The following is an 18,881-nucleotide window of genomic DNA, read 5'->3' on the forward strand; positions in this document are numbered from 1 at the left end:
GACGTCGCGCCTGCCGCCAGCGGGACGCATAACGCCGCACCGCGTCGTACGAGCCGTCGAACCCCTCGCGTAGCAGCAGGTCGTGGATGCGCGTGAGGCGCAGCTTCTCGCGCCGCGGTCGTGCCTCGTCTTCCTCCAGCAACGCATCCAGTCGCGCCTGAAACGGCCCCAGCTTCGGCAGCGGCTGCACCTCCCGCCGGTAGCCCATGTCCGCCTCCGGCGCCCGGATCGCCTTGCGCACCACCTTGCGCGACAGGTGCAGGTCCCGCGCTATCGCCTTGATGGCCTTCCCCGACGCGTGCTCGCGCCGGATCCTCAACACCGTCTCCAATACCAGCATCCCGATCTCGCCGCCTGACACACCGCCAAGCGAACAGCCTAGACCACCGGGATGAGGGGTCCCTTTTCGACGCCGATCACCCCGCTACCGGGGTCCCTTTTCCACGCCGATCCACACTCCCGGGGCGCTGGATGCCTTTGCTGCCATTGTCGGACCATGGTTCGGGCAGAAAAGCCCGGGCGACGGCGAGAAGCAGGCCACCAGCGACAAATAGGATAGCCCCCGATCGCGGCGAGCCGCCCTAGCCGAGCAGGTGCTGACCGCCATCGACCGGAATGATCGTGCCGGTGATATGGCGGCCGGCATCGCTCACCAGGAAGGCGGCGAGCCCTCCGACATCCTCGATGGTCACGAGCTGGTGCTGCGGGACCGTCGCCGCGGCCCGTTCGAGCAGCTCGTCGAAGCGGTCGATGCCGCTGGCAGCGCGGGTCGCGATCGGGCCTGGCGAGATCGCATGGGCGCGAATGCCCTTGGGGCCAAGCTCAGCCGCGACATAGCGGGTCGCGCTTTCGAGGGCCGCTTTGACCGGCCCCATCAGGTTGTAGTGCTCGACCACCCGCTCCGACCCGTAGAAGGTGACGCACAGCAGGCAGCCGCCATCCGACATCAGCGGCTCGGCGAGACGCGCCATGCGCAGGAAGCTGTGGCACGAGACGTCCATCGCCAGCGCGAGGCCTTCGGCCGAGCTGTCGACGACGCGGCCGTGCAAATCCTCGTTCGGCGCGAAAGCGATCGAATGAAGCAGGAAATCGAGGCCGCCTTATTCGGACTTCACCCGCTCGAACAGGGCCTCCAGTTCGCCCGGCACCCGGACATCGCACGCGGCGAGCCATTCGACTCCCAGGGTCTCCGCGACGGGCGCCACGAGCGGCTCGGCCTTTCCGTTGAGATAGGTCGCCGCCAGTCTCGCGCCACAGTCGTGGAAGGCCTGGGCGCAGCCCGCCGCGATGCTCTGCGCGTTGGCGATGCCGATCACCAGGCCGCGCTTGCCAGTAAGATCGACGAGAGGTTTCATGGTTTCGGCTCCTCACGCAGAAGATCGGCGGTGTGGATGGCGATCATCCACTCCTCGTCGGTCGGGATGATGCGCACCGTGACACGGCTGAACGGCGCGCTGATGACCGACGCTCCGCGGAGATTCGCGTCCGTGTCGAGCGCCACGCCGAGCCAGCGGAGCCGATCGGCGACGCGGGCGCGGATTTCAGGCGCATTCTCGCCGATCCCGGCGGTAAACACGAAGCTATCGAGCCCCCCGAGCGAGGATGCGAGGGCGCCAGCCTGGCGCGCGATCTGCCAGACGAAGAGGTCGATCGCTTCCCCAGCGGCGGGCGTTTCGCTGCCGAGAAGCGCGCGCATGTCGCTCGATGTGCCGGACACGCCCAAAAGGCCGGACTCACTGTAGAGGAGATGCTCGACTTCGCGCGCCGTCATGCCCCTCTGCTGGAGAAGATAGAGCACCGCGCCCGGGTCGAGCGCTCCGCACCGCGTGCCCATCACCAATCCGTCGAGCGCGGTGAACCCCATCGTCGTGTCGATGCTGCGCCCCCCGTCCATCGCACAGAGGCTGGCCCCGTTGCCGAGATGCGCGGCGATCGTGCGGCCACCGCCTGTATCGGGATCGATCAAACGCAGCTGCCGCGCGATATATTCGTAGGAGATGCCGTGAAAGCCGTAGCGCCGCATGCCCTCTTCGCCAAGCGCGCGCGGCAGCGCGAGGCGCGTCGCAACCGGGGGCTGGCCATGATGGAAGCCGGTGTCGAAGCAGGCGACTTGCAGCAGAGCGGGGCGCAGCCTGGAGACGGCGCGGACCGCGGCGAGATTATGGGGCTGATGCAATGGCGCCAGTGGGCAAAGCGCCTCGAGTGCGGCGAGGAGTGGCGCGTCGACCCGCGCCGGCGCTGAATAGTCGGCGCCCCCATGAACGATCCGATGTCCTACCGCGATCAGATCCTCGCCGACCGAAGCTTCGATCTCCCGCAGCAAATCCTTGAGCAGCGTCTCATGCGTGATCGTGACGTCTTTCGTCCAGCGCCGGTCGGCAAGGACATCCCCCTTCGCATCGCGCGCGATCAGGTGCGGCTCAAGGCCGATATTCTCGATCTTGCCGCTCGCCAGCAAAGAGGGCTCATCAGTGCCCGGCTCGGCGTAGAGCGCGAACTTAAGGCTCGACGAACCGGCGTTGAGGCACAGGATTTCAGCCATCGCGGCGCTGTCCCGCAACGCCGGGAGACGCCTTGGTTGCAGCCCGCGCCAGCAGCACCGCGAGCGCGCAGGAGGCGAGGCGCGTGCGCACGCTGTCTGCCCGGCTGGTGAGGATGATCGGAACGCGCCCGCCGAGCACCACGCCTGCGGCATCGGCGCCGCCCAGGAAGGTCAGCTGCTTTGCGAGCATGTTGCCGGCCTCCAGATTGGGCACCAGCAGGATGTCCGCCCGGCCGGCGACCGGCGAGACGATACTTTTGTCGCGCACGGCCGCCTCGCTGATCGCATTATCGAGGGCGAGCGGTCCATCGAGCAGCGCGCCTTCGATCTGGCCCCGGTCCGCCATCTTGCAGAGCGCCGCGGCATCCAATGTGGTGCGCATCCTTGGATTGACCGTCTCGACGGCGGCGAGGATCGCGACCCTGGGTTGTTCGATCCCGATCACATGGGCAAGGTCGATCGCGTTGCGCGCGATGTCGGCCTTGTCCTCAAGCGTCGGCTCGATGTTAATCGCGGCGTCGGTGATGATGAGCGGGCGCGGATAGCCGGGCACATCCATCACATAGGCGTGGCTGATCCTGCGTTCGGTCCGAAGGCCCATGTCGGACGATACGACCGCGCCCATGAGCTCGTCGGTATGAAGCGAACCCTTCATCAGCAGCGCGGCTTCGCCGGCCCGTACGCGCGCGACGGCTTCGGCGGCGGCGGCGTGGCTGTGCGGGACCCCGATCACCCGGAAGGCGGCAATATCGACACCGGCGTCCTTCGCCGCATTCGTCATACGCGCCGCAGGTCCGATGAGAATTGGAACGACGATGCCGGCGTCGGCGGCCTCAGCCACCGCGCGCATGGCGTCGGCGCTGCACGGATGGACCACGGCCGTGACGCACGCGGATCCGTCCTTGGCGCGCTCCATCAACTGGCGGAAGCGGTCGTGGCTGGCGATCCGCACGTCGGGAAGCGGCATGCGGGGCCGGCTGACTTTCTCGGTGGGCGCCTTGACCTCGGCCTGGCCGCTGATGACGGTCTCGCCCTTTTGGTTCACGCAGGCGCAGTCGAGAACGATGACATGATGCTCGGCGCGCTTCTGCGCGACGGTGACGCAGGCCGTGATGGTGTCGCCGACGCCCACCGGGCGGGTGAAGCGAAGCGATTGGCCGAGATAGATCGCACCGGGCCCTGGCAGCTCGGTTCCCAGGATCGCCGAGATGAGCCCCGCGCCCCACATGCCATGAGCGATGACCCTGTGGAACATGTCCGTTTCGGCATAGACAGGGTCGAGATGCGCCGGATTCACGTCGCCTGACACCGCCGCGAAGAGCTGGATGTCGTCGGCGGTCAGCGTGCGGGTGAGGCTGGCCGTGTCGCCGACGGCGATCTCGTCGAACGTGCGGTTCTCGATGAGGTTGGCGGTGGCCATGGCTCAGCGCTCCAGCACGTAGCGCCCGGGGGCATCACCGAGCGGCGGATAGTTCCGTTCGGGCGCGCCCATCGACGGTGGGGCGGCCGCCTTGCCCGAGTGCGATCCAAGCCATGAACTCCATTCCGGCCACCACGACCCTTCGCGCAGCTCGGCCCGCTCCAGCCAGGTATCGGGACCTGGCGCCGGGCCATCCTGCATCCGTGTCGCGACGCGAAAGTGGCGATGAGGATGCCCGGGCTCGGAGACGATCCCGGCATTGTGGCCACCGCTCGTCAGCACGAAGCGGATCTCCGCGCCCGTCAGCATGTGGAGCTTGTGGGTCGAGCGCCACGGCGCGACGTGGTCGGTTTCCGTGCCCACCATGAAGATCGGCATGCGCAGCCCCGAGAGCGAGACCGGGTGGCCGCCGGCCTCGTAGCGCCCTTCGGCCAAGTCATTGTCGAGGAACAAGCGCCGCAGATATTGCGCGTGCATGGCATAGGGCATGCGGGTGCCGTCGGCATTCCATGCAATGAGGTCGGTCATCGGCTCGCGCTCGCCCATGAGATAAGTCGAGAGGATGCGCGACCAGACCAGATCGTTGGATCGCAGCATCTGGAAGGCGCCGCCCATCTGACTGCTGTCGAGAAAGCCGCGCGCCCACATCATCGCATCGATCAGGTTGATTTCCGCCTCGTCGATGAACAGGCCAAGTTCGCCCGGCTCGCTAAACTCGGTCTGGGCGGCGAACAGCGTGACGCTCGCCAGACGCTTATCTTCATCGCGCGCCATCGCGGCCGCGGTGATGGCGAGCAGCGTGCCGCCGATACAATAGCCGGCCGCGTGGATCTTCTCGGTGCCGGTAATCGCCTGGATGACATCCACGGCGGCCATCGGCCCAAGCAGGCGATAATCCTCCATGTCGAGATCGCGGTCGGCGCTGTCGGGATTGTGCCAGGAGATGCAGAACACGGTGTAGCCCTGCCCTACCAGCCAGCGGATGAGCGAATTTTCCGGGGAGAGGTCGAGGATGTAATATTTCATGATCCATGCCGGCACGATCAGTATCGGCTCCGGACGCACCGTCTCGGTTGCGGGCGCATATTGGATCAGTTCCATGACCCTGTTGCGAAACACGACCTTGCCAGCCGTGGCTGCGACCTTCTCGCCGACCCGATAGGCCTCCGTGCCCGCTGCGGGCTCCCCGCGTACCAGGCGTTCCAGGTCGTCGCAAAAAAATCGCGCACCCTCGACAAGGCATTGTCCTCCGGTTTCGAGGATGCGCTGCTGGAGCACGGGGTTGGTCGGGATGAAATTGGTCGGGGACACCATGTCGAGCATCTGGCGGGTCGCGAACTCGACGATCGCTTCGTGGTGCCCGGTGACGCCGCTCACGCCGGTCGTCGCGGCATGCCACCATTGCTGCTGGAGCAGGAAGGCCTGCTCGATCAGGTCGAACGGATGGCGCTTCCAGGCTGCGTCGGCGAAGCGCCGATCCTGGGGCAGCGGATCGATCGCCGGCTCGGGATCGCTGCCGGATGCGCTGCGCATGGCATAGTCGGCGAGCCGCATCAGCTTGCGCCCGCCCTTGGCGGCGAGCTGCAGCTGCCTGCCTGGCGAGCAGAGAATGTGCGTCCACCAGTCGGAAAAAGACTGCGCCAAAGTGGCGGGCGACTGGCCTGAAGTCAGCTGCGCGATGGCGGCGAAGCTCGACCGATCCAGCGTCGTGGCCAGACCGTCCAACGGGTCAGGGATATTGCTTCGACTCTGCACATTTTCGCTCCTGCTGCGGTGCAACAAGCCCTGAAGCGCAGGAAGCCTCTGCGCACTCCGTAGTCCTACGGAGGGATTGCCTCGCATATGCCAGCCCCAGAAGTCAGAGCTCAGCACGACATTGCTGTATGAAAAGCGGCCAAATACGATCAGGAGGCTCAGTGCGGTCGCACGGGCGAGCCAGCTATCCCGCCGAACCAGTCCCGCAATACCGGCGAAAGGGTCTGCGGGTTGCCGCCGATATGGCGAAGATCCTCCGCCAGCAGTGGCGGGCGGACTGCGAGGAAATATATCGCGAGGCCCGTCGTGAGAATGCCAAGTGCGATCAGCACCCCGGCCGCCAGAGCGGGTCTGGTCCGAGAGGCGGCCGGCGCTAACATTTTCTGTCGAGACTCAGTTCGGCGATGATGGGACAATCTGGCCGCTCGTCGCCATGACAGCGCTCGGCGAGATCGACGAGGGTCTCGCGCAGGGTCGTCAGCGCTTCGGCCTTGCGCTGCAATTCCTCCGCCCGCGCCAACGCGACCCGCTTTACATCGGCGCTGCTGCGGCCCGTGTCGGCCCACAGGCCGAGCAGGGTCCGGATCTCCTCGATCGGAAAACCGAGATCGCGGGCATTGGCGATGAACCGCAGGCGATGGAGGTCACTCTCGCCATAGTCGCGATAACCCGCTCCCCGGCGCGGCGGCGCCGGGATGAGGCCGATCTTCTCATAATGGCGGATCATCCGCTCCGAGACCCCGCTTTGCTTCGACGCCTCCCCGATGTTCACAGCGCTTTCCGGTTGAGGCGCAGCGCGTTGGTGACCACGCTGACCGAGGAGAGCGCCATGGCGGCGGCCGCGATGATCGGCGAGAGCAGGATGCCGAACAGCGGATAGAGCGCGCCCGCCGCCACCGGCACCCCGGCGACATTGTAGATGAAGGCGAAGACCAGGTTCTGGCGGATGTTGGACATGGTCGCCTGGCTCAGCCGCCGTGCCCGCACGATGCCCATGAGATCGCCCTTGAGCAGCGTCACGCCCGCGCTCTCGATCGCGACGTCGGTGCCCGAGCCCATGGCAATACCGACGTCGGCGGCAGCCAGTGCGGGGGCGTCGTTGACCCCGTCGCCGGCCATCGCCACCACGCGCCCCTCGCTTTTCAACCGCGCGACGACGGCACTCTTCTGGTCGGGCAGTACCTCGGCTTCGACATCGTCAATGCCGAGCCGCCTTGCCACCGCCTCTGCTGTGGTGCGGTTGTCGCCGGTCAACATCACCACGCGAATGCCTTCGGCCTTGAGTGCGGCCAGGGCCTCCGGCGTCGTCTGCTTCACGGGATCGGCGATTGCAAAGGCGCCGCCGACGGTGCCGTCGACGCCGATGAAGATCGCGGTGGCGCCATCCCGGCGCAGGGCGTCGGCCTGCTCCGCCAGCGCGTCGGTTGCTATGCCCTCTTCCGAGAGGAACCGCGCATTACCGAGCACGATCCGGCGGCCGTCGACGGTGCCGAGCGCGCCGCGTCCGGTGGGGGAATCGAAGTCGGTGACGTCGCTCGTGGGGATGCCGCGATCCTTGGCGGCCTCGACGATCGCCAGCGCGAGCGGATGCTCGGAGGCCCGCTCGACCGAGGCGGCAAGCCGCAGCAGTTCGGCTTCGTCGAAGCCGGGCGCCGGCACGATCTGGGTGACGGCAGGCCGGCCTTCGGTCAGCGTGCCGGTCTTGTCGACGACGAGCGTGTCGACTTTTTCCATATGCTCGAGCGCTTCGGCATTCTTGATGAGGACGCCGAGCCCGGCGCCGCGGCCAACCCCGACCATGATCGACATCGGCGTGGCGAGACCCAGTGCGCAGGGACAGGCGATGATCAGCACGGCGACCGCCGCAACCAGCCCGTAGGCGAAGCGCGGCTCGGGGCCCCAGATGCCCCAGGCGATGAACGCGACCACCGCGACCGCGATGACCACGGGCACGAACCAGCCCGACACCTGATCGGCCATGCGCTGGATCGGCGCGCGCGAGCGCTGCGCCTCGGCGACCATCTGGACGATGCGCGCCAGCATGGTGTCCCGGCCAACCTTGTCGGCGACGATAACGAGCGCGCCGGTCTGGTTGAGCGTGCCGCCGATCACCGTGTCGGCCTTGGCCTTGGTGACGGGCATGGACTCACCGGTGACCATCGACTCGTCGAGCGAGGAACGGCCGTCCTCGACCACGCCATCGACCGGCACCTTCTCGCCGGGACGCACACGCAGGCGGTCGCCGACCGCAACGAGATCGAGGCTGATTTCCTCTTCACTGCCATCGGAACCGATCCGGCGCGCGGTCTTTGGCGCAAGGTTAAGCAGCGCCTTGATCGCGCCCGAGGTCCGCTCGCGCGCGCGCAGTTCGAGCATCTGGCCGAGCAGCACGAGGACAGTGATCACCGCGGCCGCCTCGAAATAGACGGCAACCATGCCGTCCTCTCCGCGGAAGGCGGGCGGGAACAGCTGGGGCGCGAGCGTCGCGACGACGCTGTAGATCCAGGCGACCCCGGTCCCCATCGCGATCAGGGTGAACATGTTGAGGTTGCGGGTCTTGAGCGAGGCCCAGCCACGCTCGAAGAAGGGCCAGCCCGCCCAGAGCACGACGGGTGTCGCCAGCACGAACTGGATCCATACCGAGATCGACATCGGCACGAGGCGATGGATCGCGGGAAAGAGATGCGCGCCCATCTCGAGGATCAGCACCGGGAGGGCCAGCATCAGGCCGACCCGGAAGCGCCGTGTGAAATCGACCAGCTCATGGCTGGGGCCGCTGTCGGCAGTCACGGTCGCGGGCTCGAGCGCCATGCCGCAGATCGGACAGGATCCGGGATGGTCCTGCCGGATCTCTGGATGCATCGGGCAGGTCCAGATCGTGCCTTCGGGCGCCGCGACCGGCGGCGCTGGCGGGCCGAGATAGCGCTCGGGATCGGCGATGAATTTGGTCCGGCAGCCCGCGCTACAGAAATGATAGCGTTCACCGCCATGCTCGGCTTGATGCGCCGTGGTCGCCGGGTCGACGGTCATGCCGCAGACCGGGTCCTTGACGCCGGTCGCCGCTTTCGCGGCGCTGTGGCCGCCGCAGCAACCGCCGCCATGCGCCGCTCCATGTGTCTCGTTCATCGCCTTGCTCCTTTCGACGCCTGACGATCTAGGGTCTGACACCGTGTCAGGGTCAATACGTAATCGCCTAAGCGGACAAATCGGCGGGCCCGTTCGCCTGGCCGCCATCAGCCAAGGTCATTGGCAACCGTAAGGCCGTGGTCCTGCGCCGGTCGATGCGCCGTAAACAAGTCGATCGCGCCGGTGATGGTCAAAAGCCGAAACGTCTCGGCCACATGCCTGAAGCCGGCCGCCGCGATCAGGCCGGGGAGCACGCCGTCGGCATTGGGCCGGGTATCATCGATGCCATCGAGCCGCTGCACGGTCAGGCGGAAGGCAAGCCGCATGAAACCCTGCTGGCGGCCATAATCGGCGATCACCAGGCGCCCACCCGGGCGCAGCATGGCGAACATGGCGCGCAGGATGGCGCGCAGGGTTGCCGCCTTCTCCCTGACCGGCATCTGATGCAGCACGAGACTCGACACGACAGCGTCGGCGGTACCCGGGGCCACGTCCCTGGCAAATCCCTGACGCCAGTCGATATCGGCCCGCCGCACAGCGGCCTTGTGCCGCGCGATGTCGAGCGCCTCGGCATCGGGATCGAGACCGATCACCTGCGTCCTGGGCTCGGCTTGCTTGAGCATCAGCGCGAAGCTGCCGGTGCCACAGCCGACGTCGACGACCGTCTCACCGGCTTTGGGCGCCAGGGCGGCGAGCATGGCGGCACGCCACCGCTTCTCCCGCGTCCACAGGCGGATCGCGCGATCATAGTCTTTCGTCGATCCGGTCCCGAGCGGCGGGGTGTAGGATTGCATTGGCTTCTCCCAACGCGAGGCGTCCGAAACGATAAGCTACATCGACATGGGCGGCGATAGTGTCCCCAGCCAGGCGACGAGCCCGAGAATGACGATCGCAAGACCGCCTTCGACGACGAGGCTCGCGCGCAGCAGCGCCTGCGCCCGTGGCGCGTCCTCTTCCTCGATCGCCTGCGCAAGTGCCGGGGTCAGGCGATAACGGTTGAGCGCGGCCAGGCCCAGCATGCCGGCGAACAGCAGCAGCTTGGCGATGAGCAGCAGGCCGTAGGTCGACTGCCCGAGCGAGGCGATGTTGCCCGGACCGACGAGGAACCAGCCGTTCACCGTCCCGGTCAGGATCAGCAGGGCGACGATGATCGTGCCGACGAGGGAGAAGCCCCGCAACGCTTCCTCGGCGAGCGTGACCCGGTCCATGTCTTGAGCGGCGAGATCGTCGGTTGCGAGCCTGGGAAGTACCAGCGCGAGGAATGCGGCAAGCGCGCCGACCCAGGCGCCGGCGGCGAGCAGATGGATGAGATCGGCCCCCAGTTGCAGCCAGCCCGCCTCGCCTTCGCCAGCCGCGCCATGCCCACTCCAGGCGAGGGTCGCGAGTGCGACCGCGCCTGCCAGAGTGGAGGCGATGAAGGCAGGACGGGATTGCCGGCGATAGAAGGGGATGGAGAGCAGGAGAACGAGGAGCGCGACGAGGCGCGCCTTCAGCGCCGTTCCCATGGACGTGCCGTTGAACAGCTCTGCGACCATGGAAAGATCAGGCTGGGTGAGCGGCAGCCCGGTCATGGCCGCTGCCTGCAACGCGAACCCCAGCGCCGACAGCAGGAGGGCGAGACAGGCGAGACCGGCCACCATTGCTACCATCGGCAGATGCCGCTGTACCATCCGGCCGCCGCCGGGCGCATAGAGCGCGAACAGCGGCAGGCCGAACAACAGGCCGAGATCGACGTAGAGCGCCCAGCGGACGGCGACGAGTGCCACGTCGTTCATGGCGTCACTTGACGGTAAAGGCGAGATTGCCCTGGATGCGGTGCGTGTCGGTCGAGACGACGTGCCAGGCGACCTGATAGCTGCCCGCCATGAGCGGCTTGGCGAGCGTCAGCACGAGCGTCTTGTCGCCTTCGACGGACGTCTTGAAGCCGGTTACCGCCATGCGGTGGTTGGGCATGCCGGGCATGCCGGTCATCACGATCTCGGCGCCCGACAGCTTCGGCATCAGACCTTCACTGAAGGTGAGCGTTATACGCGACGGCGCCGGGACGCTGGCGTTGGCGGCGGGCGTCGAGGACACGAGCTTGGGATGGGCGTAGGCCGGAGCCGAAACACTCAGGCCGACGGCGGCGATGGCTGCGAGCGGCGAAAAGAAGCGCATTTGGACATTCTCCTGTCAGTGACATGAGAGAATACGCAGCCGCGACCTGCACCCCTCGCAATTTTCTTTTTGTTCCCGGACAAGGGTTGCCGGACCATCCTGCTTATTGAGAAGTGAAGACGGAGAAACATCATGGACCACCTCGACGACATGCTCAGCCGGTTGCGGGAAGCGCCGCTCGATCCCCGGCTTGCCGGGCTGGACAGCCGCGTCATGGCCGAGATCGCCCGGCTCCAGGCCATGCCCCGCCTGAGCGCCACGACATTCGGTATCGCCGCGGCAGCAGCCTTGTTCCTGGGAATTGCCGGCTCGGCCGTGCCTGTGCGGTCGACCGAAGCCGGGCCGATATCGCCCTTTGACGCGCGGCTCGCGCTCGCTCCTTCGACGCTGCTGAGTTCACAATGATGCGCGACCGCCGGCTCCTGCTCCTCGTCCTGCTGACCTTTGCCGCGGCGATCGCCGGTGTGGTCATCGGCCGCGTCTATGTGGTTCCGGTGCGCCCGGTCGAAAATGAGTTGCACGACCTGCTCCATCGCGATCTGAAGCTGGACACCGCGCAACATAGCCGTCTCGAGACGATCGAGAAGAACTATGCGATCCGGCGTCAGGCACTGGAGGCCGAACTGCGCGCCGATAACGCGCGGCTCGCCGAGGCGATCGAGGCGGAGCATGGCTATGGTCCTCGGGTTGCAGGGGCGGTGGATCGCTCGCACCAGGCGATGGGCGCGCTGCAGAAGGAAACACTCGAGCATATCTTCGCGATGCGGGCCGTGCTGCGCCCGGATCAGACGGACAAGTTCGACGACGCCGTGGTGAAAGCGCTGACGGCCAAGTCCAAATGACCGCGTGCCTCCCCGACTGCTCGGACGGGGAGCTCGCGGCTCTGGCGCTTGGAGGCCGGCAAGCGGCCTATGGCGAGCTGGTCCGCCGGCATCAGGGCTGGGTGCACCGCCTCGTGCGCAGCCATGTCGGGAACCGCGACGAAGCGCTCGACGTGACCCAGGCGAGCTTCGTCGCCGCCTTCGCCGCACTCAACCGCTATGACGCTGCGCGACCTTTTCCGGTCTGGATGTCGCGGATCGTCATCAATAAATGCCATGACTGGCGCCGCCGCCGCGCGGTCCGCAACTTCTTCTCCCACGCGCTGGCGCTGGGGGAAGCCGAACATGTCGTCGACGAGGCGCCACTACCCGACCAGGCGATCGGCGCCGAGCAGCAGCTGGCAGAGGCCATGAAAGCGATCGCCGCCCTGCCCGCATCGCTCAAGGACACGCTCGTCTTGCGGACGATCGATGAGAAATCGGAAGCCGAAACCGCCGAGATTCTCGGCATCTCCCAGAAGGCGGTCGAAACACGCCTCTACCGCGCCCGGGCGCGCCTCGCGGAAATTTTGAAGAAAGTTTGAGGGGCACGCGGGCGGGCTGCGTATTTCCAGTAGGCCCGCCCTCTTTCCGCAAGCTGAGACAAACCGAATGATTTCTGCTCTCGACCGCCGCCAGTTCCTTCGCGGCGCGGCCCTCGCCGGTGGCGGCGCCGCCTTGTCAGCCTGGCTGCCGGCCTGGGCGCAGACGATCTCGCCGGGGATGCGGCCGACGCTGCCGACCGTGTCGGGCGAAGACATCACGCTGACGATCGCCCGGCAGTCGATGAGCATCGATGGTCGCCAGTTCCGGGCAATCGGCGTCAACGGCACGGTCCCTGCGCCACTCATCCGGCTGCGCGAAGGCCAGCGCGTGCGGCTCAACGTCATCAATCAGCTGGAGGAGGACAGCTCGATCCACTGGCACGGGCTGATCCTGCCGGCCAATATGGACGGTGTGCCGGGCGTGTCTTTTCCGGGCATCAAGCCGGGCTCGAACTACCTCTACCAGTTCTCCGTCGTGCAAAGCGGCACCTAGACTGTCCTTGGCCGGTCTCCCTTGGTGATATGGAGCGGCACGCCGACAAGTGGATCGCTGTCGAGGGCGAGTGGCCAGCTATCCGGGATTTGGTCGACAGCGAGCGCGCAAAGCTCCTTGCGGCGCAGTCCCGCCCCGAGCGCCCATTGAGCGGCAAGTCGGGCGGTAGGCCTCAGATGCGCGAATAGCCGTGCCAGTTCGTCGGCGCGCAGCGGTCGCGGCAGTTTTTCCGGGCGTGAGACGATCAGTTCGTTGACCTGGCGCCGCTGCAAACCTGGGCGATAGGCGCCGTCGAGCATCAGCGTCATCTTCTCGGCCAACCGGAATGGGCAGTGGTCGATCAGCCCCTTATCGAGCGCCCAGTCATAGAAGCGACAGACTGTCGAGACGCGCGCGTTGATCGTGGTCCGGGCATAGGGCCGCCCGGTATGCGTGCTGGAATTCTCCAGCATCCGGTTGCGATAGGCGGCGATGACGCGTTCGTCGGCCTCGCGCCATTCGATCCCCGATTGTTCGAGCGAGTCGAACCAGTCGTGGAGATGCTCACCATAGGTTCGCACGGTTTCGGAAGCATGGGCGCGGCCACTGAGTTCGGCATGCTCCATGAGCCAAACGAAAGCTGGCTCGATAATCGCCATGTTGGCGTCGAACAGGATGGGAAAGCCTTCAGGGATGCTTGCTTCACCGGAAGCAGCCCGGATGATCGAAACCATGATTTAGGACTCCCCGTCTTGGGGCTCAGGCGGAATATACACCCGATGCCCCAAAACGCACATAGAGTCCGACGAGGTGACGCCTATCAGAAGGATATGATCCAGAGCAGCCTACCTATGTCTATTCGTCGCTTCTGCTCTGAGCATCTCGACCCGCCAATGCGGAAGAACATGCGGCCAACGCATCCTTACAAGCCTTATCGACAGCTTCTTTATTTAGAAGCACAAGCTGTTGCCGCTCGGGCGGTAGGTCCAGATCCAAATTCAGATGTTGTATGAGATAGAAGGCCAACGCGACCCGTGTAACGAGCCTCAGACGCCCTCTAGTCATGCCATATTCTTTGACAAGTGACCGACGTGCACCATCGCTAAGCGCCGGGTTGGGGGCAAGAAGAAGTTCTATCTCATCAAACCATTCCCGATCGAACAGAGGGTCCACTGTGCGAGGAGCGAATTCTCCTGTCCCGGTGATCCGCGACAGAACAAAATCGCGGAAGGCGTTGTTTTTCGGGCACCACGCCCTGATGTGCCATCTGATCCCGTTGTGCGCGAGAGCATGAGGCTCGACCATTCTGCGTATTGCATCGGGCCGCTTCAAAGACTGGTACTCGATCTCAACCGCCGCTCTATTCCGGATCGCCTCCAGAATCGATCGAACGACCTTCGTGGACACGCTGCGTTGGGGGACCGGTAGCACCCCTACCGGGGGAAGCTCACCGAACCATGTATCCTCTCGTTCGACCAACCCCGCGGCAATAGACGAAAGCTGAAGAAGCTGCCGATCCGACACCTCCCGGAGAAAATGCGGTACAAACGACCGCGCCGCTAAAAAGGTCTTGGCGTTTCGATCATATGCAATGTTTGTTGGGGCCGTGCTTTCGTAAAGAGCCAGGTCCGCAGACGCCTGCTGGAGTGTCACCCCGAACCGATCGGCGATATCTGAGCGATTGACCCGCCCCTCCCACACCAACCTGAACTCAATAAATTCAAGGCGTTGTGCTATATTCCATCGCAAGCCGCGACCCTGCGGGTTATTTTCTTCCATCGACTATCCTTGATCAGTCTGGTTTCCCGACCTATATATGTTTTCCGACGGGTAGAAAGGGCCTTTGGCATCGACTCATCCCTCGGGGGCCCCGGTTTGACCGGGAGAGATGTGGGATTCAACCCGCGCTCACGCATGTAACAGGGAAGCCAAGTCTAGATGTCGGAAGGCGAAAATCACAGTCAGAGACCTTATCGCGTATTGAGCTTGGATGGGGGAGGCATGCGTGGGATATACACCGCAGCCTTTCTCGATCGCCTGCTCGCCCAGCAGGCTGCGCGCAGCGGGAAAGCACCGCTGGATCTCGGCCTCGGATTCGACCTCATCGTGGGCACGAGCACAGGTGCAATCGTCGCGGCGGCGGCTGCAGTCGGTGTTCCGATGAAAGAGGTCGTCGCTCTTTACGAGGATTATGGCCCCAAGATCTTTCCGCATCGCATCAAAGGCAAGCTGAGCGCCATCTTCCGTGCGTTCACGGGAGGATATTTCGTTCGCCGCGGCGACCAGGCCTTGCGCAAGGCACTGGCGAATGTCCTTGAGGACGTCACGATGCTGGATGTTTTCGAGAAGCGCGGAATTTCCCTCGCAATCCCGGCCGTTAGAATGAGCACGCACAAGGCGTGGGTGTTCAAAAAGACGCCCAAAAGCGGTGTTCGGGATGACAATTACAAGCTCACCGACGTGTGCATGGCTTCAAGCGCGGCACCGATCTTCCGCTCCCTGGCCGCCATTGATGACCCTGGCGAGGGCGGCGGGGGCAAGCAGATATTCTGCGACGGCGGCCTTTGGGCCAATAACCCGATCATGGTCGGCTTCACCGACGCGCTGGCGAACGCTGCTCCCACGCAACCGATCGAAATATTCTCTCTCGGTACTTGCCCACGTCCTGAGGGGGAGCATATCCCCGCAGGCAAGGTTCACCGTTCAATGCTCAGCTGGGCACTTGGCGCGGATGTTGCGCCGTTGGGAATTTCCGCCCAGGAATTTGCCTACGATAATATGGCAAGACTGCTGGCAAACGCCATCAGCGATTGCGGCCGAACAATAAGGCGGGTGCGTTTTCCGAACAAGGACGTGCCCGCCAGCATGATGGCCTATCTGGCGCTCGATGACAGCCGAGAAGAAGCGATGCACCGGCTTGTTCAACAGGCCCACACCGACGCTGATATGACGCGGAGCGCCTGTGATGACCCTATGAACAGCGAGGGGCAATTGATCCGCGCGATGCTCGAAAGCCTCCCTCCCCTTGATCCGGCCAGGACGCTCCGGCGACCCGCCGAAGCTACTGCATAAAGGATCGATTTATGTACGACTGTGACAAAGACGTTTGCGCCTACCATAAGGATGAGGTCACGCTTCCCAAGACTGATCAGGATTCCATGCGCAGCCGCCGCGATGCAAATCGCAAGCGACTGCGCGACGGGTTGAGCAAGGCCAACGACCCGGCACCCAGCGAATTCGTCAAGCAGGGTTCCTATGCCATGAAGACGATGCTTCGAGACGCCGCGAATGACTATGACATCGACGATGGGGTCTACTTCTGGAAGGAAGACCTCGTCGGGGACCGGGGCGCGGAAAAGACGTCCATCCAGGCGCGGTGGATGGTACGAGATGCAATCGACGACGGAAGCTTCAAAACAGCGCCGGAAGTTCGGAGCAATTGCGTTCGAGTCTTCTACGAGAAGGGCTACCATGTCGACGTCCCGGTATACCGTAAGTCTGAAGACGACGATGGCAACATGGTCCATGAACTGGCATCGTCTAGCGGATGGAAGCGTTCGGATGCGCGTGACGTAACGCAGTGGTTCGAGGATGAGCGCAGCAACAGCACAAATGGCACCCAGTTGCGCCGGCTGGTTCGCCTGATCAAGAAATACGCCAAGAGTCGGTCGAGTTGGAAAGGCGGCATCTTGTCCGGCTTTGGTATCACTGTCATTGTTACCGAATGCCAGCGTATCGACAGCCGGGAGGATCAAGCTCTTTACGACACCATGAAAGCCATCCGGGATCGCCTGAATTGGAATCTGGTCGTGAAGCATCCGGTCACGCCGAATGACACGATCACCAGCGGCGACAACGATGCCAAGGCACGGATGCTGCGTGACAAGCTGACCCAAGCGTTAGACTGGCTGGCCCCATTGTTTGAATGGGATTGCACGCGGGAAAAGGCACTGGGATGCTGGGACAAAGTCTTCAACACGACTTATTTCAGCGAGCGTGGTGAGGAAGAAGCCCGCGCAGCAGCATCCTATGCCGCACCGATCGCAACGTCTGCCGCTCTTATCGGCCTTGAAAGCCGTACCAGCGCATCGGTGCTCACATCGGGAGGAGGCCGCCATGCCTAACCCGGCAGGCTTCGGCGAGCTTGGCTTCGAAAAGGCTGTCCTTCAGCTGGAAGCCCGGCTGCGCGAGGCCCTGCCCGCCCCCTTTCGGCGACTGTCTTCTCATGAAATAGGAGCAACATATCGTCAGCGCAGGTTCGAGCGTGGATGGCGCATCGATATGCTGTGTTCTGACGGAGAGACGCGGCAAATCGACCTGCTCGTCTCTCCCGCCTTTCCCCTTGGATATCCTCGAACGGCACTTGTTGATGGCCCAGGCCAGTTGGTCTGGCCTCATGTCGAGCACGACGGAATATTATGCCTTTTGCCCATCATGGCGGAAGTAGACGCAGAGGATCCCGGCTCAGTCGCCATCCATTTGATCGGACGATCGGCACGATTAATCGAGGACCTATTGAAGGGGGAAATTATCGAGCGGGATTTCCGGGAGGAGTTTCTCACCTACTGGTTTTACGCGCGCGACGCCAAGTTCAAAATCACAAGCCTCGTCGATCCGGGCGGCCCATCCCGCGAACTTCGCGCCTGGCGCGATAAGGATATGGTGATTGTTGGCGAAAGTCAGGAACAACTGGAATCCTGGCTTTCCAGGCGTTTCGGGAAACCTCGCGGCAATAAACGTTTCCATACCGAGCCCGCCGGTCTTCTCTGGCTTTCCAGCCCCCCGCTGCCGGCGGACTATCCCCATAACGGGGCCGATCTGCTGGCTTTAGCGAAGAAGGAAAGCGATGAGGCTTACTGCCTCCTCGTCGATCTCGCTTCGAAAGCCCAAAAGGACATCATCGTGTTGATGGGAGCCGAGGGCCGGGGCGGTTCCGGACTCCTCGCTACCATGACGACGTCTGGCCGGAAGGTCTCCTCTCGTGATGGCAAGATTCAGGAGCCGTTGAGCAAAGGGTTCGCGCCCAATCGGCTGCCGAAGGAGGTCGCCACGCTGAGGACCTATTCCGCGGCTCCGGTTGTCAAAGCCGAGGTTTCCCGCGCTGACCCGAGTTGGATCCATGGGCGAGGTAAGGATGCGCGCTCGATGCGCCTCCTTCAGAAGACGGTCACCTTTGTTGGATGCGGATCGGTTGGCTCATCGGTGGCCGCCAAGCTTGTTCGCGCTGGCGTCGGCAATTGCCACTTTGTCGATCCAGAGGATCTAGACTGGCCCAATCTTGGCCGTCACGAACTTGGTGCTGATTCTATCGGCAAGAACAAAGCATTGGAACTGGCAGCAAAATTTCAGCAGGCGTTCCCGCATCTTGCGATCGAAGGCCATGAGGTGAGCGCGCAGGCGCTTATCGACGGTTATAGGGATCTTCTGGAAAGCAGCGACTTGGTCATCTCGGCAACGGGGAGTTGGTCGGCAGAGGGTGCGCTGAACCGGTGGCATCTCGTCAACGGCCGTAAAATGCCATTCCTCTACGGCTGGACTGAAAGTTACGGCGCGGCAGGACATGCTGTGCTGATTGGAGCCTATGGTGGATGCCTTCGATGCGGTATTGGTGGTACAGGCGTTCCGCATTTCCAGGCCTGCCACTGGCCCGAAGGATCAGCGACAATTGAAGAGCCCGCATGTGGAAATCACTTCACCCCCTATGGTGCAGTTGAACTGGGATTCGTGAACGATCTGATTTCTGAGACCGCGCTGCGGGCGCTGCTTGAAGAGAGTACACTGTCTCATCACCGGATTTGGCTGGCCCCAATCCAGCGAATTAAAGACAGTGGCGGTGCGATCACCGAAGCCATGACTCAGTTAGCAGAGCGCGAGAATCTTGGCGGCCAAATCTGGGAGCGGGACTGGTGCCAAAGCGACTGCCCTTCATGTTCGTTTGCGCGCGAATATCGTTCAGTAGCATAATCTCGAGAAATTGATGTTTCAGGCCGACCACCGCCAGCTC

At 64.0% G+C, this 18,881-nt stretch carries 16 protein-coding genes and 3 pseudogenes; 7 read left to right on the forward strand and 12 right to left on the reverse strand.

Going from position 1 to position 18,881, the window contains the following annotated elements; genetic code table 11:
- The 10 genes and pseudogenes from COA07_RS15760 to copC all read right to left on the reverse strand — a co-directional run.
- Positions 1-340, reverse strand: a pseudogene (locus tag COA07_RS15760) (IS21 family transposase); the annotation flags it as partial.
- A 241-nt stretch (positions 341-581) separates the two neighbouring features.
- Positions 582-1,355 (reverse strand): annotated as a pseudogene (gene fabI / locus COA07_RS15765) (enoyl-ACP reductase FabI).
- Positions 1,352-2,542 (reverse strand): acetate/propionate family kinase, encoded by a 1,191-nt coding sequence (locus COA07_RS15770; protein WP_007406370.1) that lies wholly within the window; start codon positions 2,540-2,542, stop codon positions 1,352-1,354. Before COA07_RS15770 ends, fabI begins: the two are co-directional and overlap by 4 nt.
- Positions 2,535-3,962, reverse strand: coding sequence for a bifunctional enoyl-CoA hydratase/phosphate acetyltransferase (locus COA07_RS15775; RefSeq protein ID WP_030541622.1), 1,428 nt, complete (start codon positions 3,960-3,962; stop codon positions 2,535-2,537). The genes COA07_RS15770 and COA07_RS15775 overlap by 8 nt, the downstream gene beginning before the upstream one ends.
- Positions 3,963-3,965: 3 nt before the next feature.
- Entirely contained in the window at positions 3,966-5,687 is a 1,722-nt protein-coding gene (locus tag COA07_RS15780; protein ID WP_007406387.1) for a PHA/PHB synthase family protein, read from the reverse strand.
- A gap of 403 nt (positions 5,688-6,090) precedes the next feature.
- The gene (gene cueR / locus COA07_RS15785; RefSeq protein ID WP_007406402.1) at positions 6,091-6,489 is read right to left on the reverse strand and encodes a Cu(I)-responsive transcriptional regulator; all 399 of its coding nucleotides are present in this window, start codon (positions 6,487-6,489) and stop codon (positions 6,091-6,093) included.
- Positions 6,486-8,843, reverse strand: coding sequence for a heavy metal translocating P-type ATPase (locus COA07_RS15790; protein ID WP_004206948.1), 2,358 nt, complete (start codon positions 8,841-8,843; stop codon positions 6,486-6,488). Before COA07_RS15790 ends, cueR begins: the two co-directional genes overlap by 4 nt.
- 107 nt (positions 8,844-8,950) lie before the next feature.
- The gene (locus tag COA07_RS15795) at positions 8,951-9,637 is read right to left on the reverse strand and encodes a class I SAM-dependent methyltransferase (RefSeq protein WP_007406390.1); all 687 of its coding nucleotides are present in this window, start codon (positions 9,635-9,637) and stop codon (positions 8,951-8,953) included.
- Between the two features lie 36 nt (positions 9,638-9,673).
- Positions 9,674-10,618 carry a copper homeostasis membrane protein CopD gene (gene copD / locus COA07_RS15800; protein WP_007406374.1) on the reverse strand — a complete coding sequence of 315 codons (945 nt, stop codon included), beginning with the start codon at positions 10,616-10,618 and terminating at the stop codon, positions 9,674-9,676.
- A 4-nt stretch (positions 10,619-10,622) separates the two neighbouring features.
- On the reverse strand, positions 10,623-11,000 hold the full coding sequence (gene copC, locus COA07_RS15805) for a copper homeostasis periplasmic binding protein CopC (protein ID WP_007406420.1): 378 nt from the start codon (positions 10,998-11,000) through the stop codon (positions 10,623-10,625).
- A gap of 132 nt (positions 11,001-11,132) precedes the next feature.
- On the opposite strand from copC, the gene COA07_RS15810 reads away from it, so the two are divergent.
- The 4 genes and pseudogenes from COA07_RS15810 to COA07_RS15825 all read left to right on the forward strand — a co-directional run.
- On the forward strand, positions 11,133-11,405 hold the full coding sequence (locus COA07_RS15810) for a hypothetical protein (protein ID WP_007406394.1): 273 nt from the start codon (positions 11,133-11,135) through the stop codon (positions 11,403-11,405).
- Positions 11,405-11,842, forward strand: coding sequence for a periplasmic heavy metal sensor (locus tag COA07_RS15815; RefSeq protein ID WP_025550099.1), 438 nt, complete (start codon positions 11,405-11,407; stop codon positions 11,840-11,842). Before COA07_RS15810 ends, COA07_RS15815 begins: the two co-directional genes overlap by 1 nt.
- A complete protein-coding gene (locus COA07_RS15820; RefSeq protein ID WP_030541625.1) occupies positions 11,839-12,405 on the forward strand; it encodes an RNA polymerase sigma factor in 567 nt (188 codons plus the stop codon). The genes COA07_RS15815 and COA07_RS15820 overlap by 4 nt, the downstream gene beginning before the upstream one ends.
- A gap of 67 nt (positions 12,406-12,472) precedes the next feature.
- A pseudogene (locus tag COA07_RS15825) lies at positions 12,473-12,895 on the forward strand (multicopper oxidase domain-containing protein); the annotation flags it as partial.
- Here COA07_RS15825 and COA07_RS15830 read toward each other — a convergent pair.
- Together COA07_RS15830 and COA07_RS15835 are read right to left on the reverse strand one after the other, a co-directional pair.
- Complete coding sequence (locus tag COA07_RS15830; protein ID WP_245842207.1) at positions 12,895-13,611, reverse strand: tyrosine-type recombinase/integrase; 717 nt, start codon at positions 13,609-13,611, stop codon at positions 12,895-12,897. The pseudogene COA07_RS15825 and the gene COA07_RS15830 overlap by 1 nt on opposite strands.
- Positions 13,612-13,732: 121 nt before the next feature.
- On the reverse strand, positions 13,733-14,656 hold the full coding sequence (locus COA07_RS15835) for a helix-turn-helix transcriptional regulator (RefSeq protein ID WP_083821340.1): 924 nt from the start codon (positions 14,654-14,656) through the stop codon (positions 13,733-13,735).
- A 159-nt stretch (positions 14,657-14,815) separates the two neighbouring features.
- Between COA07_RS15835 and COA07_RS15840 the strand changes: the two genes are divergently transcribed.
- Genes COA07_RS15840 through COA07_RS15850 form a run of 3 tightly spaced genes read left to right on the forward strand, consistent with a single transcriptional unit; the run spans position 14,816 to position 18,841 of the window.
- On the forward strand, positions 14,816-15,949 hold the full coding sequence (locus tag COA07_RS15840; RefSeq protein ID WP_083821339.1) for a patatin-like phospholipase family protein: 1,134 nt from the start codon (positions 14,816-14,818) through the stop codon (positions 15,947-15,949).
- 11 nt (positions 15,950-15,960) lie between these two features.
- Positions 15,961-17,001: a cyclic GMP-AMP synthase DncV-like nucleotidyltransferase gene (locus tag COA07_RS15845; protein WP_066709249.1), complete on the forward strand. Its 1,041-nt coding sequence runs from the start codon at positions 15,961-15,963 to the stop codon at positions 16,999-17,001.
- On the forward strand, positions 16,994-18,841 hold the full coding sequence (locus tag COA07_RS15850; RefSeq protein ID WP_007406400.1) for a ThiF family adenylyltransferase: 1,848 nt from the start codon (positions 16,994-16,996) through the stop codon (positions 18,839-18,841). Before COA07_RS15845 ends, COA07_RS15850 begins: the two co-directional genes overlap by 8 nt.
- Positions 18,842-18,881: the final 40 nt, after the last annotated feature.

Origin of the sequence: Sphingomonas adhaesiva (assembly GCF_002374855.1) — a bacterium.
In the GTDB taxonomy this organism is placed as follows: domain Bacteria; phylum Pseudomonadota; class Alphaproteobacteria; order Sphingomonadales; family Sphingomonadaceae; genus Sphingomonas; species Sphingomonas adhaesiva.

Excerpts from the sequence above, each read along its gene's own strand:
- COA07_RS15835 (WP_083821340.1), bottom strand. The coding sequence starts at position 14,656 with ATGGAAGAAAATAACCCGCAGGGTCGCGGCTTGCGATGGAATATAGCA.
- COA07_RS15775 (WP_030541622.1), bottom strand. The coding sequence starts at position 3,962 with ATGGCCACCGCCAACCTCATCGAGAACCGCACGTTCGACGAGATCGCC.
- COA07_RS15795 (WP_007406390.1), bottom strand. The coding sequence starts at position 9,637 with ATGCAATCCTACACCCCGCCGCTCGGGACCGGATCGACGAAAGACTAT.
- copD (WP_007406374.1), bottom strand. The coding sequence starts at position 10,618 with ATGAACGACGTGGCACTCGTCGCCGTCCGCTGGGCGCTCTACGTCGAT.
- COA07_RS15790 (WP_004206948.1), bottom strand. The coding sequence starts at position 8,843 with ATGAACGAGACACATGGAGCGGCGCATGGCGGCGGTTGCTGCGGCGGC.
- COA07_RS15830 (WP_245842207.1), bottom strand. The coding sequence starts at position 13,611 with ATGGTTTCGATCATCCGGGCTGCTTCCGGTGAAGCAAGCATCCCTGAA.
- COA07_RS15810 (WP_007406394.1), top strand. The coding sequence starts at position 11,133 with ATGGACCACCTCGACGACATGCTCAGCCGGTTGCGGGAAGCGCCGCTC.
- COA07_RS15815 (WP_025550099.1), top strand. The coding sequence starts at position 11,405 with ATGCGCGACCGCCGGCTCCTGCTCCTCGTCCTGCTGACCTTTGCCGCG.
- COA07_RS15850 (WP_007406400.1), top strand. The coding sequence starts at position 16,994 with ATGCCTAACCCGGCAGGCTTCGGCGAGCTTGGCTTCGAAAAGGCTGTC.
- COA07_RS15820 (WP_030541625.1), top strand. The coding sequence starts at position 11,839 with ATGACCGCGTGCCTCCCCGACTGCTCGGACGGGGAGCTCGCGGCTCTG.
- COA07_RS15770 (WP_007406370.1), bottom strand. The coding sequence starts at position 2,542 with ATGGCTGAAATCCTGTGCCTCAACGCCGGTTCGTCGAGCCTTAAGTTC.
- COA07_RS15845 (WP_066709249.1), top strand. The coding sequence starts at position 15,961 with ATGTACGACTGTGACAAAGACGTTTGCGCCTACCATAAGGATGAGGTC.
- copC (WP_007406420.1), bottom strand. The coding sequence starts at position 11,000 with ATGCGCTTCTTTTCGCCGCTCGCAGCCATCGCCGCCGTCGGCCTGAGT.
- COA07_RS15840 (WP_083821339.1), top strand. The coding sequence starts at position 14,816 with ATGTCGGAAGGCGAAAATCACAGTCAGAGACCTTATCGCGTATTGAGC.